Source organism: Macrococcus capreoli (genome assembly GCF_025628935.1).
In the GTDB taxonomy this organism is placed as follows: domain Bacteria; phylum Bacillota; class Bacilli; order Staphylococcales; family Staphylococcaceae; genus Macrococcoides; species Macrococcoides capreoli.
In genome coordinates this window covers 20,936-35,855 of sequence record NZ_JAOTIS010000007.1, presented here as the reverse complement: position 1 = coordinate 35,855, position 14,920 = coordinate 20,936, and the positions used below count along the sequence as shown (strand labels likewise).

The 14,920-nt window shown below is 38.0% G+C and carries 12 protein-coding genes and 1 other annotated feature; all 12 genes read right to left on the bottom strand.

Translation table 11 applies throughout. The annotated features are described in order from the left end of the window. Nucleotides 1–15: 15 nt before the first annotated feature. The 12 genes from OCL94_RS06600 to OCL94_RS06545 all read right to left on the bottom strand — a co-directional run bounded on the left by OCL94_RS06600 (nucleotide 16) and on the right by OCL94_RS06545 (nucleotide 14,911). Nucleotides 16–2,019 (bottom strand): hypothetical protein, encoded by a 2,004-nt coding sequence (locus OCL94_RS06600; protein ID WP_262995772.1) that lies wholly within the window; start codon nucleotides 2,017–2,019, stop codon nucleotides 16–18. Nucleotides 2,020–2,412: 393 nt separating this feature from the next. Next, nucleotides 2,413–2,601 (bottom strand): hypothetical protein, encoded by a 189-nt coding sequence (locus OCL94_RS06595; RefSeq protein WP_262995770.1) that lies wholly within the window; start codon nucleotides 2,599–2,601, stop codon nucleotides 2,413–2,415. A 70-nt stretch (nucleotides 2,602–2,671) separates the two neighbouring features. Further along, a complete protein-coding gene (gene rpoC, locus OCL94_RS06590) occupies nucleotides 2,672–6,289 on the bottom strand; it encodes a DNA-directed RNA polymerase subunit beta' (RefSeq protein WP_262995768.1) in 3,618 nt (1,205 codons plus the stop codon). A gap of 120 nt (nucleotides 6,290–6,409) precedes the next feature. Next, on the bottom strand, nucleotides 6,410–9,952 hold the full coding sequence (gene rpoB, locus OCL94_RS06585; protein ID WP_262995766.1) for a DNA-directed RNA polymerase subunit beta: 3,543 nt from the start codon (nucleotides 9,950–9,952) through the stop codon (nucleotides 6,410–6,412). 192 nt (nucleotides 9,953–10,144) lie between these two features. Continuing rightward, nucleotides 10,145–10,741 carry a class I SAM-dependent methyltransferase gene (locus tag OCL94_RS06580; RefSeq protein WP_262995765.1) on the bottom strand — a complete coding sequence of 199 codons (597 nt, stop codon included), beginning with the start codon at nucleotides 10,739–10,741 and terminating at the stop codon, nucleotides 10,145–10,147. 112 nt (nucleotides 10,742–10,853) lie between these two features. Then, complete coding sequence (gene rplL, locus OCL94_RS06575) at nucleotides 10,854–11,219, bottom strand: 50S ribosomal protein L7/L12 (RefSeq protein WP_411268489.1); 366 nt, start codon at nucleotides 11,217–11,219, stop codon at nucleotides 10,854–10,856. 62 nt (nucleotides 11,220–11,281) lie between these two features. After that, on the bottom strand, nucleotides 11,282–11,806 hold the full coding sequence (rplJ, locus tag OCL94_RS06570) for a 50S ribosomal protein L10 (RefSeq protein WP_262995763.1): 525 nt from the start codon (nucleotides 11,804–11,806) through the stop codon (nucleotides 11,282–11,284). A gap of 38 nt (nucleotides 11,807–11,844) precedes the next feature. Next, nucleotides 11,845–11,970, bottom strand: a sequence feature (ribosomal protein L10 leader region). Nucleotides 11,971–12,016: 46 nt separating this feature from the next. Continuing rightward, nucleotides 12,017–12,712, bottom strand: a complete 696-nt coding sequence (gene rplA, locus OCL94_RS06565) for a 50S ribosomal protein L1 (RefSeq protein WP_262995761.1) — start codon at nucleotides 12,710–12,712, stop codon at nucleotides 12,017–12,019. Between the two features lie 109 nt (nucleotides 12,713–12,821). After that, on the bottom strand, nucleotides 12,822–13,244 hold the full coding sequence (gene rplK, locus OCL94_RS06560) for a 50S ribosomal protein L11 (protein ID WP_224183617.1): 423 nt from the start codon (nucleotides 13,242–13,244) through the stop codon (nucleotides 12,822–12,824). Nucleotides 13,245–13,396: 152 nt separating this feature from the next. After that, the gene (gene nusG / locus OCL94_RS06555; protein ID WP_262995753.1) at nucleotides 13,397–13,942 is read right to left on the bottom strand and encodes a transcription termination/antitermination protein NusG; all 546 of its coding nucleotides are present in this window, start codon (nucleotides 13,940–13,942) and stop codon (nucleotides 13,397–13,399) included. Between the two features lie 11 nt (nucleotides 13,943–13,953). Next, nucleotides 13,954–14,133 carry a preprotein translocase subunit SecE gene (gene secE, locus OCL94_RS06550; RefSeq protein WP_262995752.1) on the bottom strand — a complete coding sequence of 60 codons (180 nt, stop codon included), beginning with the start codon at nucleotides 14,131–14,133 and terminating at the stop codon, nucleotides 13,954–13,956. A 151-nt stretch (nucleotides 14,134–14,284) separates the two neighbouring features. Then, entirely contained in the window at nucleotides 14,285–14,911 is a 627-nt protein-coding gene (locus tag OCL94_RS06545) for a hypothetical protein (protein ID WP_262995750.1), read from the bottom strand. Between the last annotated feature and the right edge of the window lie 9 nt (nucleotides 14,912–14,920).

Genomic DNA, 14,920 nt, shown 5'->3' with positions numbered 1-14,920 from the left:
CATATCTCCTCCCTCTTATTTCATATTAAATCCACCTAACCCTGAAATAAACGTAGGCAATGCCGTTGCTATGTCCGGCATAGGTTCTTCAATCGTCGGTGCAGGTATCGACTTCAATTTTAATTTTGAATAATTTTTATTTTTCCCTTTATTTTGATCTGCGTTAGCGACCTCTATTGAGCCACTTTTAGTTTTATCAGATTTATCAGCGCTCGACTTTTGATCATTTTTTTGAATTTTCTCATTCTGTTTATCTACCATCGCCCCTATTTTTGGAAGAATAATTGGTTGTAAACTGACATCTAGATCTAATGCATCTACTGCATCACGTTGCTTCGTATTAGCGGTACCTGGTAAAACAGACGCAGTTGCGTCATTAGATGCAACTTCTGCCTCAGGTTCAATTATTACAACACTACGTGAAGATGGATTTTTGTTTGTACTAGCATTCGTATTAGTACTATTTGTTTGCTCTGATTTAGTTGGTGGCTCCACTATGATTGGTGGTATCGTAATACCAGGTTGCTCAATTGTAGGTACAGATATTACGGGCACTTCTGTTGTCGGTGCTTCTGTCGTTGGCGCTTCTGTTGTCGGCGCTTCTGTTGTTGGGACTTCGGTTGTCGGCGCTTCTGTTGTCGGCGCTTCTGTTGTCGGCGCTTTCGTTGTTGGTGCTTCTGTTGTTGGAACTTCCGTTGTTGGTGCTTCCGTTGTTGGCACTTCGGTTGTCGGAACTTCCGTTGTTGGTACTTCCGTTGTTGGAACTTCTGTTGTTGGTGTTTCTGTCGTTGGAATTTCTGTTGTTGGAACTTCTGTTGTTGGTGTTTCTGTTGTTGGTGCTTCTGTTGTTGGTACTTCTGTTGCTGGCACTTCTGTTGTCGGTGTTTCTGTTGTTGGAACTTCCGTTGTTGGTACTTCCGTTGTTGGTACTTCTGTCGTCGGTACTTCCGTTGTTGGAACTTCTGTTGTTGGAACTTCCGTTGTTGGTGCTTCCGTTGTTGGTGCTTCCGTTGTTGGAATTTCTGTTATTGGAACTTCTGTTGTTGGAATTTCTGTTATTGGAACTTCTGTTGTTGGAATTTCTGTTATTGGAACTTCTGTTGTTGGAATTTCTGTTGTTGGTGCTTCCGTTGTCGGTGTTTCTGTCGTTGGTGCTTCTGTTGTCGGTGTTTCTGTCGTTGGTGCTTCTGTTGTTGGCACTTCTGTTGTTGGTACTTCCGTTGTTGGTACTTCCGTTGTCGGGACTTCGGTTGTCGGCGCTTCCGTCGTTGGTGCTTCCGTTGTTGGTACTTCTGTTGTTGGTGTTTCTGTTGTTGGTGCTTCTGTTGTCGGTGTTTCTGTTGTTGGTGCTTCTGTTGTCGGTGTTTCTGTTGTTGGTGCTTCTGTTGTTGGTACTTCTGTTGTTGGAACTTCCGTTGTTGGTACTTCCGTTGTTGGAACTTCCGTTGTTGGTGCTTCTGTTGTTGGTGCTTCTGTCGTTGGCACTTCTGTTGTCGGCGCTTCCGTTGTTGGCACTTCTGTTGTCGGTGCTTCTGTTGTCGGTGCTTCTGTTGTTGGAACATCACCAGTTGGTGCAATAGTCATTTTAATACGATTAGCAATATTTTTATCAATTACAATCTGTGTGTCAACAACATCTATAGATGGTGCTCCATTATTATCGACTACATTCAAATAAAATCGAAGCGTGAAATCTCCTAGTAACATTCCTTCAAAATAAAAGTAACCCATACTATCCGTAGATCCTTGCATGACACTTCCATCAGGGCCAATTAATTCTAAAGTAGTATTAGCTAAAACCATATCGCCAATACCATCATTATTTTCATCATAATAAGCAGTACCTTCAAGAAAACGAAGTGCTGCCTTTTTCATCATAAGTGATTTAATCTGTACTTGATTTTGAACCGTCTGCACTTCTACGGCATGTGCAACAACAGATTGATTCAATATCCCGATTGTCCCGAGTATACTCGTTGTAGCTATCAACGAGGCTTTTTTAGCATGTTTTTTTTTCATAATTTACACCTTTTCTATGATTAGATATTTGACCAACAACAAATATCTAATCATAGTATTACCTTTTTATTATTTAGACTTAATATTACTTTTTTGTAAATCTCACATTTATCTTGGATGCATAACTTATATCTTAAACAATTAAATTGCATAAGATGTTTAATACAATTTTATTATATATAGAAAGTTTTATCACTTACTATGTTTTGTTAATAATTATTGTTGATACAAGAAAAAAAGGTGACATATTTCATAAACGTGTCCCCTTTTACAATCTTTCAGTCAGAATATAATTTTACACTACATAACAATATTTCACAATACGTAATTCTAAGATTATTAATTTGTTTAAAATCGTCTATGTTATTATAATTATATATTTTTTATTATATTCTATTTTGTATGATAATGTTTTTCTTCGTCATCTTTTTTGTACATAATGTACATAATTGATAAGAAAGCCATTCCTAATACGATAAATATAGATCCACCTAATTGTGAAGATTTATATAATGATAATCCTGCAATAATTTCTGCTAATCCTAATACTAAAAATATGAGCTGTTTCATTTGTAAAGACATGTATATCAACCTTTCAATTTCATAATTAAAAAACCCCAACCTCAAATGAAGGTTGGGGTTAAAAAATGAATTATTTTTCAGTTACTACTTCTTCCTGTTCTAATGCAGGTGCATCTTTCTCGTATTCAACACCACTATAGCGTCTCATACCAGTACCAGCAGGAATTAACTTACCGATAATTACGTTTTCTTTAAGTCCTAATAAGTCATCACGTTTACCTTTAATCGCCGCATCCGTTAACACACGTGTTGTTTCCTGGAATGACGCTGCAGATAAGAAACTTTCTGTTTCAAGTGATGCTTTCGTAATACCAAGTAATACAGGTTTAGCTGTCGCTGGATGTTTTCTTTGTTTAAACACTTCACGGTTTGCATCAGTAAATGTATGAATATCTACTAACGCACCTGGTAATAATTTCGTGTCACCCGCTTCGATAATACGAACTTTACGTAACATTTGACGAACCATTACCTCAACGTGTTTATCTGAGATTTCTACCCCTTGCATACGGTAAACTTTTTGAACTTCTTTTAATAAGTAGCTTTGCGTCGCATTAAGTCCCGCTACAGCTAATAATTGTTTAGGCTCGATAGAACCTTCAGTCATTACTTCACCACGCGCGATTTTTTGACCAATTTCTACTTTAAGTCTTGCAGTACCAGGTGCTAAGTACGTACGTACTTCGTTTTCACCTTTAACTTTAATTTCCTGCATACGATCTTTTACAACGTTTAATTCGATGATTTCACCGTTAATCTCAGAGATTACAGCTTGACCTTTCGGATTACGCGCTTCGAATAACTCCTGGATACGAGGTAAACCTTGTGTAATATCGGCACCGGCAACCCCACCCGTATGGAATGTACGCATTGTTAACTGAGTACCAGGCTCCCCGATAGATTGGGCAGCGATTGTACCAACTGCTTCCCCAACTTCTACTTTTTCACCTGTTGCTAAGTTTTTACCGTAACATTTTTCACAAACCCCATGACGAGAGTTACATGTAAATGCTGAACGGATATGCATTTCTTCGATACCTGCATCAACGATTTGTTTCGCGATTTCAGGTGTAATAAGCTCGTTTACTTTAACAAGAATTTCTTTCGTTTCTGGGTGTCTTACTGTTTCACGAGAATAACGTCCTTCTAAACGCTCGATGAATGGCTCGATTAACTCAGAACCTTCACGAATCGCTGAAACAAGTAATCCACGGTCAGTACCACAATCAGGTTCACGAACGATAACGTCTTGTGCAACGTCAACTAAACGACGTGTTAAGTAACCTGAATCGGCAGTCTTAAGTGCTGTATCGGCAAGACCTTTACGCGCACCATGCGTAGAGATAAAGTATTCTAATACTGTTAAACCTTCACGGAATGAAGATTTGATCGGTAACTCGATGATACGTCCAGCCGGGTTGGCCATCAGTCCACGCATACCGGCTAACTGTGTAAAGTTAGACGCGTTACCACGGGCACCAGAGTCACTCATCATGAAGATTGGGTTTAAGTCATCTAAAGAGTTCATTAATTTCGCTTGGATGTCATCTTTCGCTTTCGTCCAAATCTCAATAACAGCTGCGTAACGTTCACTTTCAGTAATTAAACCACGTGTGAATTGTTTCGTTACTCTATCTACTTTTTCTTCTGCTAATCCAATAATATCCTGTTTATCAGGTAATACGACGATATCAGATACACCTACTGTAATACCAGCACGTGATGAGTACTTAAATCCTAAGTCTTTCATTCTATCTAACATCATTGAAGTATCAGTAATATGGAATCTATTGAACACTTCTGCAATAATTTGACCTAAGAATTTCTTATTAAACGGCTTAACAAGTGGTTGATCGTTTAAGTATTTTAATAATCCTTCTTCAGTTAATTCAGTTGCATCGATGAAATATTTATCAGGTGTTACAGTTTCTAAGTTTGATAATGTTGGTTCGTTAATGAACGGGAATGATTCCGGCATAATTTCATTAAAGATAACTTTACCAACAGAAGTTACAAGTAACTGGCTGTTTTGTTTGTCTGTAAACGTTGGATTATTAAATGATCCAGCTTGAACAGCAATACGTGCATGTAAATGTACATATCCATTCACATAAGCCATGATAACTTCGTTCGCATCTTTAAAGATTCTACCTTCACCAATTGTACCTAAACGCTCTAATGTTAAGTAGTAGTTACCTAATACCATATCCTGAGACGGTGTAACAACTGGTTTACCATCTTTCGGGTTTAAGATATTTTGAGCAGCTAACATTAACATACGTGCTTCAGCTTGCGCTTCTTTAGATAAAGGTACGTGAACGGCCATTTGGTCACCATCGAAATCGGCATTGTAAGCAGTCGTTACAAGTGGATGTAATCGAATCGCACGACCTTCAACTAACGTTGGTTCGAAAGCCTGAATACCTAAACGGTGAAGTGTTGGTGCACGGTTCAGTAATACTGGATGCTCACGAATAACATCTTCTAAAACATCCCAGATTTCTGGTTCCATACGCTCAATTTTACCTTTAGCATTCTTGATGTTTGTTGCAATTTCACGTTCAACTAGTTCTTTCATAACGAATGGTTTGAATAATTCAAGTGCCATTTCTTTAGGAAGACCACATTGATACATTTTTAAGTTCGGACCTACTACGATAACCGAACGACCAGAATAGTCTACACGTTTACCAAGTAAGTTTTGACGGAAACGACCTTGTTTCCCTTTTAACATATGAGATAAAGATTTTAATGGACGGTTACCCGGTCCAGTTACTGGACGACCACGACGACCATTATCAATCAAAGCATCTACAGCTTCTTGTAACATACGTTTTTCGTTTTGAACGATGATACCAGGCGCACCTAAATCTAATAAACGTTTTAAACGGTTGTTACGGTTGATTACACGACGATATAAATCGTTTAAATCAGATGTAGCGAAACGTCCACCATCTAATTGAACCATCGGACGAATTTCAGGTGGGATAATTGGTAATACATCTAAAATCATCCATGAAGGATCATTACCAGAGTTACGGAATGATTCAACAACTTCTAAACGTTTGATTGCTCTTGTTAAACGTTGACCCGTCGCTGTTTCTAATTCTTCACGTAAAGATTTTAACTCGCCATCTAAATCGATGTCCATTAATAAATCTTTAATCGCTTCAGCACCCATTTTCGCAGTGAATTGCCCAGGATACTTATCGTAATACTCGCGGTATTCTCTTTCAGATAATAAAGATTTCTTCTCTAATCCAGTTGGACCTGGATCGATTACTGTATAAGAAGCAAAGTAAATCACTTCTTCTAAAGAACGTGGAGACATATCTAAAAGTAATCCCATACGTGATGGAATACCTTTGAAATACCAAATGTGTGATACAGGTGCAGCTAATTCAATATGCCCCATACGCTCACGACGTACTTTTGATTTCGTTACTTCTACGCCACAACGGTCACAGACCATACCTTTGTAACGTACACGTTTATATTTACCACAGCTACATTCCCAGTCTTTTGTCGGACCGAAAATTTTCTCACAGAATAAACCATCTCTTTCAGGTTTTAATGTACGGTAGTTAATTGTTTCTGGCTTTTTAACTTCACCGAAACTCCAAGAACGGATTTTTTCAGGTGAAGCGAGACCTATCTTCATGTAATGAAAGTTATTTACATCAATCAAAGCCCTACCTCCTTAGTGTATTAAAAATTTTATCAAGATTTATTATTTATGTTGCTTAACAGTCAAGTAGTGATCACTACTTGACGATTAAACAATGATATTGTTGCGTTGAGACAGTGATTATTCAGTGATCTCAGCTTCTGGTTCTGGTTTTTTCGCAATGTTAATCTTTGAATCGATGAAATCGTCATCTTCTAAATCACGCATTTCAATCTCTTCGTCTTTATTATCCATTACTTTTACGTCTAACCCTAAACTTTGTAACTCTTTCATTAATACGCGGAATGATTCAGGAACACCCGGACGAGGGATATTTTCACCTTTAACAATTGCTTCGTATGTTTTCACACGACCAACTGTATCATCCGATTTGTACGTTAAGATTTCTTGTAAAGTATATGCTGCACCGTAAGCTTCAAGTGCCCATACTTCCATCTCACCGAAACGTTGTCCACCGAATTGCGCTTTACCACCAAGTGGTTGTTGTGTAACTAATGAGTATGGTCCTGTTGAACGTGCATGTAACTTGTCATCAACCATGTGGGCTAATTTAAGCATGTACATTACACCAACTGATACACGGTTATCGAACGGCTCACCTGTACGTCCATCATAAAGTACAGTTTTACCATCACGTGCCATACCAGCTTCTTCAATTGTAGACCAAACATCTTCATCGTTCGCTCCATCGAATACTGGAGATGCAACATGCAGACCTAAGTTTTTAGCAGCCATACCTAAGTGTAACTCTAATACTTGTCCGATGTTCATACGAGAAGGTACCCCAAGTGGGTTTAACATGATGTCGATTGGCGTTCCGTCAGGCATAAATGGCATATCTTCTTCTGGTAAGATACGAGAGATAACCCCTTTATTTCCGTGACGACCACACATTTTGTCCCCAACGTGAATTTTACGTTTTTGAACGATATAAACACGTACTAATTGGTTAACACCTGGTGGTAACTCATCGCCATCTTCACGATTGAAGACTTTAACGTCTAATACGATACCGTCTGCACCATGTGGTACACGTAATGAAGTATCACGTACTTCACGTGCTTTTTCACCGAAGATTGCGTGTAAAAGGCGCTCTTCAGCTGTTAATTCAGTAACCCCTTTAGGCGTTACTTTACCAACTAAGATATCGCCATCACGTACTTCGGCACCAACGAAAATGATACCACGATCATCTAAGTTTTTAAGTGCGTTATCAGATACGTTAGGAATATCTCTTGTAATTTCTTCAGGTCCGAGCTTCGTATCACGTGCTTCTGATTCATATTCTTCAATATGGATAGAAGTGTAAACGTCATCTTTAACAAGACGTTCACTCATGATAACAGCATCCTCATAGTTGTAACCATCCCAAGTCATGAATCCAACGACAACGTTACGTCCAAGTGCCATCTCACCAAGTTCCATAGAAGGACCATCTGCTAAGATTTCACCTTTCGTTACGATATCGCCAACTGCCACGATTGGACGTTGGTTGTAACAAGTACCCGAGTTAGAACGTGCGAATTTCGCTAATTTATATACGTCTAAATCTGTTTCGATTTCTTTTCCGCCTTCTTCAATGATTCGGCGAACTTTAATTTGGCGTGCTTCAACGTGTTCAACACGACCTTTATATTTAGCAACTACTGCAGCTCCAGAGTCACGCGCTGCTACGTGTTCCATACCTGTACCAACGAATGGTGCTTCTGGATTCATTAACGGCACTGCTTGACGTTGCATGTTCGCACCCATTAATGCACGGTTCGAGTCATCGTTTTCTAAGAATGGAATACAAGCTGTGGCAGCAGATACGACCTGCTTCGGTGATACGTCCATGTAATCCATGCGTTCACGTGCCATTACAGTGTTGTCTCCACGGAAACGACAAACAACTTCGTCATCTAAGAATTTACCATTTTCGTCTAAACGCGCATTGGCTTGGGCAACAACGTAAGCATCTTCTTCGTCAGCTGTTAAGTAGTCAATTTGTGATGTAACTGTATTTGTTTCGATATCAACTTTTCTGTATGGTGTTTCAATGAAACCAAATTCATTGACACGCGCATAACTTGAAAGTGAGTTGATTAACCCGATGTTTGGTCCCTCAGGTGTTTCAATCGGACACATACGGCCATAGTGAGAGTAATGAACGTCACGTACTTCCATACCGGCACGTTCTCTTGTTAAACCACCAGGTCCTAATGCAGATAAACGACGTTTATGCGTAAGCTCAGCTAATGGGTTGGCCTGATCCATGAACTGAGATAATTGAGAGCTACCAAAGAATTCTTTAATAGACGCAATAACAGGTCGAATGTTGATTAATTGTTGAGGTGTAACAGATTCTGTGTCTTGTAAACTCATACGTTCACGTACAACACGTTCCATACGGCTTAAACCGATACGGAATTGGTTTTGTAATAACTCACCAACTGAACGTAAGCGACGGTTTCCTAAGTGGTCAATATCATCTGTGAAACCTACACCAGCTAATAAGTTAAAGAAATAACTAATAGATGATAAGATATCTGCAGGTGTGATACATTTCACTTCATCATCAGGGAATGCATTCCCGATAATTGTCGTTGTACGTTTTTCTTCATCTCCAGGAACGTAAACTTTAACAGATTGAATTTCAATCGGCTCGTCTAATAAACCATTCTCTAAAGTGAATACTTTTTGGTTGGCATTGTTCTCAAGCACATCTAAAATTTGATCTAAATTACGACGATCTAATAATGTACCTTCTTCAGCTACAATTTCACCCGTTTCAACATCAACGATAGGCTCAGCTAACGTTTGGTTGAATAAACGGTGTTTTAAATGTAACTTTTTATTCATTTTATAACGTCCAACGCTTGCTAAATCATAGCGTTTTGGGTCGAAGAAACGAGAGTATAATAAACTCTTCGCGTTCTCAACTGTTGGTGGCTCACCTGGACGTAAACGTTCATATATTTCAAGTAATGCAGCTTCAGTTGACTCAGTATTATCTTTGTCTAATGCGTTACGTAAGTACTCGTTATCACCAAGTAAATCGATGATTTCCTGATCACTAGAGAAACCTAATGCACGTAAAAGTACAGTGATTGGTAACTTACGTGTACGGTCAATACGAACGAATACAACATCTTTCGCATCAGTTTCATATTCAAGCCACGCACCACGGTTAGGGATAACAGTCGCTCCAAAGCTCACTTTACCATTCTTGTCGACTTTATCATTGAAGTATACAGACGGCGAACGCACAAGCTGAGATACGATAACACGTTCTGCACCATTGATAACAAAGGTACCTGTATCTGTCATTAACGGGAAATCACCCATAAAGACTTCTTGTTCTTTCACTTCGCCAGTTTCTTTAATAATTAATCGAACCTTTACTCGAAGTGGCGCTGAGTAAGTAGCATCACGGTTCTTTGCTTCATCTAAATCGTACTTTGGCTCACCTAATTTGTAATCCACAAATTCTAATGAAAGATTTCCAGTGAAGTCTTCAATTGGAGAAATGTCTTTAAACATTTCGATTAAACCTTCTTCTAAGAACCATTCATAAGATTTTGTTTGAATTTCTATTAAGTTAGGTAATTCTAAAATCTCGGAAATTCTTGCGTAACTTCTACGCTGACGATGCCTTCCGTATTGGATAAGTTGACCTGTCAACAGATTCACCCCTCAAAAATTGTGGTGCCTTTTACCTAAACAGAAGCAATAAGACAAAAAGAAAACGGAATCACATAACTCCATTTTCACATTTTATTTTAAACTCATTTCTCCTAGTACTAGATAGAAAAGTGCACACTTATTCATTTAAATTTTTACATTCTATTACTATAACAGACCTTGTTCAGAAGGTCAACCTTTTACACTCTTTAAAATATAATAGCCTTTATCTTTTTTCAGTACAGTTACATTTCCAAAGTCAGTTTCCATTTTCTTTTTCGCAGATGGCATACCTTGTTTTTTCTGAATGACGACATATAATGCGCCACCTTGATAGAGCACTTTAGCGCTATCTTCCAGAATGCGATGAACAACTTCTTTCCCCGCTCGAATGGGCGGATTCGTAATTACCGCATCAAACTGTTCAGTTACTTCGTTTAAGCCATCACTTTTATAAATCGTCGTATTGTGAATATTGTTAGCTTTACTATTTCTTTCAGATAAAGATAAAGCACGCTCATTCACATCGACCATATGTACTATCGATTCCGGAAGTTGCTTCGCTACCATCAAACCCATCGTACCGTACCCACAACCTACATCAAGCACACTTTTAGGGCTCGCATCACCTAGAAAGGTCTTAACGAGCAAATTTGATCCGAAATCAATACTCCCTTTTGAGAACACACCTGCATCCGTCGTCAGTTCAAGCTGGTGGTCTCCCATATCGAAACGAATCGTACTTTCATTGCTTTCTACCGTTTGTTCTTCATCGTAATAATGACTCACTTTCACACCTCACTCATTTCTACTCGGTGCAAACGCACTCAGTTGAAATTATACCAATATAAAGCAAGAAAAACCCGTTATATACATAACGGGTTTCAAAACAAAAGAGAAATTATTTAACTTCTACAGTTGCTCCAGCTTCTTCTAATTTAGCTTTTAATTCTTCAGCTTCTTCTTTAGATACGCCTTCTTTAACTACTTTAGGAGCGCCATCAACTAAGTCTTTAGCGTCTTTTAATCCTAAGCCAGTTGCTTCTTTAACAGCTTTAACAACTTTGATTTTTGAAGATCCAGCAGATACTAATTCTACGTCGAATTCAGTTTTCTCTGCAGCAGCACCTTCGCCACCAGCAGCACCAGCTACAGCTACAGGAGCAGCAGCAGTTACACCAAATTCTTCTTCGATAGCTTTAACTAAATCGTTTAATTCTAAAACTGACATTTCTTTAATCATTTCGATAATTTTTTCGTTTGACATGATTGTAATCCTCCATTTAATTTAAGTTTTTTTATGATACTTTGCGTTGTTGGCTAAGTGAATTATGCTTCTTCAGCAGGAGCAGCTTCTTCTCCGCCTTCTTTTTGTTCTCCAACAGCTTTAACTGCATACGCGAAGTTACGCATTGGAGCTTGTAATACTGAAAGAACCATTGAGATAAGTCCTTCTTTTGATGGTAATGATGCGATAGCTTTGATATCATCAGCGCTAGTCACTTTACCTTCGATAATACCTGCTTTGATTTCTAATTTATCGTTTTCTTTAGCGAAGTCAGCAATAATTTTTGCTGGCGCTACAACTTCTTCAGTTGAGAATGCGATCGCGTTAGGTCCAGTTAAAAATTCTTCAATACCTTCGATACCTGCAGCTACTGCAGAACGACGTACTAAAGTATTTTTGTAAACTTTGAACTCAACACCAGCTTCACGAAGTTGTTTACGTAGTTCAGTTACTTGCGCAACTGTTAAACCACGGTAGTCAACGATGATAGTAGATACTGAATTTTTTAATTGTTCAGTGATCAAATCAGCTTTTTGTTGTTTGATTTCGATAGCTTTTGTACTCATTATGACACCTCCATTAAGATTTTCGTGCTTTTCTAATAAATATTATTAAAAAAGCACTTTTCACCCATGGTAAAAAGTGCTTGAACAGTCTCAAGTCAAATTTCACCTCGGTAGGATGATTAAGCTTACGCCCCTACTGTCTTAGGTTATTTATAAAATACAAATTACACTATAACGTGAAATTTGAATCTTGTCAAATTGTTTTTTGAATTAGTTTCTTACTTCTGATGGGTCAACTTTGATACCAGGGCCCATAGTTGAAGTTACAGAAACAGTTTTGAAGTAAGTACCTTTTGATGACGCTGGTTTAGCTTTAGCTAAAACATCTTTTAAAGTGTTAAAGTTTTCAACTAATTTAGCTGTATCGAATGATACTTTACCGATTGACGCATGAACGATACCAGATTTCTCAGCACGGTATTCTACTTTACCTGCTTTGATTTCTTGTACAGCTTTTGTTACGTCCATCGTTACTGTACCAGTTTTAGGGTTTGGCATTAAACCTTTAGGTCCTAAGACACGTCCAAGTTTACCAACTTCGCCCATCATATCTGGAGTAGCTACGATTACATCGAATTCGAACCAACCTTGGTTGATTTTGTTGATGTATTCAGCATCGCCAACATAGTCAGCGCCTGCAGCTTCAGCTTCTTTTAATTTTTCACCTTTAGCGAATACTAATACACGTTGAGTTTTACCAGTTCCGTTTGGTAATACTACTGCCCCACGGATTTGTTGGTCATTTTTACGTACATCGATTCCTAAACGGAATGCAACTTCAACTGATGCGTCAAAGTTAACAGTACTTGTTTCTTGCGCAAGTTTGATTGCTTCTTCTATTGAATAGAATTTTGAGCTATCAACTTTTTGAGCGGCTTCTTGATACTTTTTACCTTTTTTAGCCATTTTTATTTCCTCCTTATAGTGGTTTTAGCGGAATGTCCTCCCACGGGCACTGCTTATAACAGTGCAAGAGCAGACTTATGTAAGTCTGCTGTTAAATCTAAATGTAATACTATTTAATTTCTACACCCATACTACGAGCAGTACCAGCAATAATTCTCATTGCCGCTTCTACGCTTGCTGCATTTAAATCTTCCATTTTAGCTTCAGCGATTTCACGTACTTGGTCTTCAGTTACTGTAGCAACTTTAGTCTTGTTAGGTTCACCTGAACCTTTTTCGATTTTAGCTGCTTTTTTAAGTAAAACTGCTGCAGGTGGTGTTTTAGTGATAAATGTAAATGAACGATCTTCAAATACAGAAATTTCAACCGGAATAATTAAACCTGCTTGTTCTTGTGTACGCGCGTTAAATTCTTTACAGAATCCCATGATGTTAACACCTGCTTGACCTAATGCTGGACCAACTGGTGGCGCTGGGTTTGCTTTCCCTGCCGGAATTTGTAATTTAACAACTTTGATTACTTTTTTAGCCACGATGTGCACCTCCTATAATATCGTGATGTGGTCACAGGGTATGATATTTACCCTCCCACTCAACAACCGTACTAATTAGCACGACCATAAAATATTAACACTTTCAAAGATGAATTGCAAGTGAAAATTTACATTTTATTTTTATTTTTTTATTAAAGTTTCTCGATTTGGTCGAATTCCACTTCAACTGGCGTTTCACGACCGAACATATCAACTAATACCGTTAATTTGTATTTCTCGATATCGATTTCTTTTACTTCCCCAACCTGGTTCGTAAATGGTCCACTTGTCACACGGACTTGTTCGCCAATTTCAATTTCAACATCGATTGTTTTTTCGTTCATACCCATTGATTTTAAGATGAACTTCGCTTCTTCTGGTAATAATGGATTTGGTTTAGAACCAGCACCTGCAGAACCGACAAATCCAGTAACACCCGGTGTATTACGTACTACATACCATGACTCGTCTGTCATGACTAATTCTACTAATACGTAACCTGGGAAGGTTTTCTTTACTGATGTTTTTGCTTTCCCATCTTTAATTGTCGTCTCTTCCTCTTCAGGAATAACCACTCTAAAGATTTGATCTTGCATATTCATAGATTCAAGACGCTTTTCTAAATTGTCTTTTACTTTATTTTCATAGCCTGAATACGTATGAACTGCGTACCAATGCTTTTTACTTTCCTCAGACATAGTATGCCTCCTTATTTAATTAATCGAATGAGTTCAGATATACCTAAATCGATTGCGTAAAAGAAAATGATGAAGAATATTACTGTTAATACTACGATTGATGTATCTCTTACAACTTCCTGACCTGTTGGCCATGAAGTTTTTTTCATTTCAGAGATGACACCTTGAAAGAAGTTCTCTTTACGTTCCATGCGTTTGCCTCCGTCACGTTAATAATAATTGATAAAAAATAGACCGAACCGAAATTCAATGTCTATTCCTTGTGCTATATGATTGAAATTGTGTCCATTTAATTCATGCTAATCCTAGTTTAATATAACGGTGAAATGTTCATTTGTCAAACTATGATACACCTTTTACAAACGTTTTGACCTTCACTTTAAGCCGCGCTATCGTGTTATGAATTGTTTTTAAAGATTCATTCTCGATGGCTGCCATGGCCTTAATCGGCATTTGTTCCTTTAAATATTCAAGCACACGATATTCTATCGGACTTAATTGTAATGCGATAGGTGTCATACGCGATTGCAAATCAATAAACTCACTTTCCACTCGTGGATCCAGTGCATTAATATCCTGAATGTATGCATCTAATGTTAATTCATCCTCATACATCGATGTTTCTATGCTAACAATTGGGCGCTTACGCTCCTTTTGAATACCACGAACGTAATCCAGTAATGCATATTTCAAATGGTAAAAATAAAATCGCTCAAAGTCATCGCTCTTTAAAGGATCATATACACGTACAGCCTGATAAAGTGTAATAAGGCTCTCCTGATATAGTGCATCGTGATCTTTAAACGTTAATCTGCGAATGTGCACAGCAATACCATTGCGTAATCTGGCAACTAGACTTTCAAAAGCATCTACGTTTCCGTTTTGAATATCTTTTACGATTGTTTCAATGGGTTGTAAATGATACAAAGCTTGCTCTTCACAAATGAGTTGTGTATATGTTTTAAACATTATTTAACC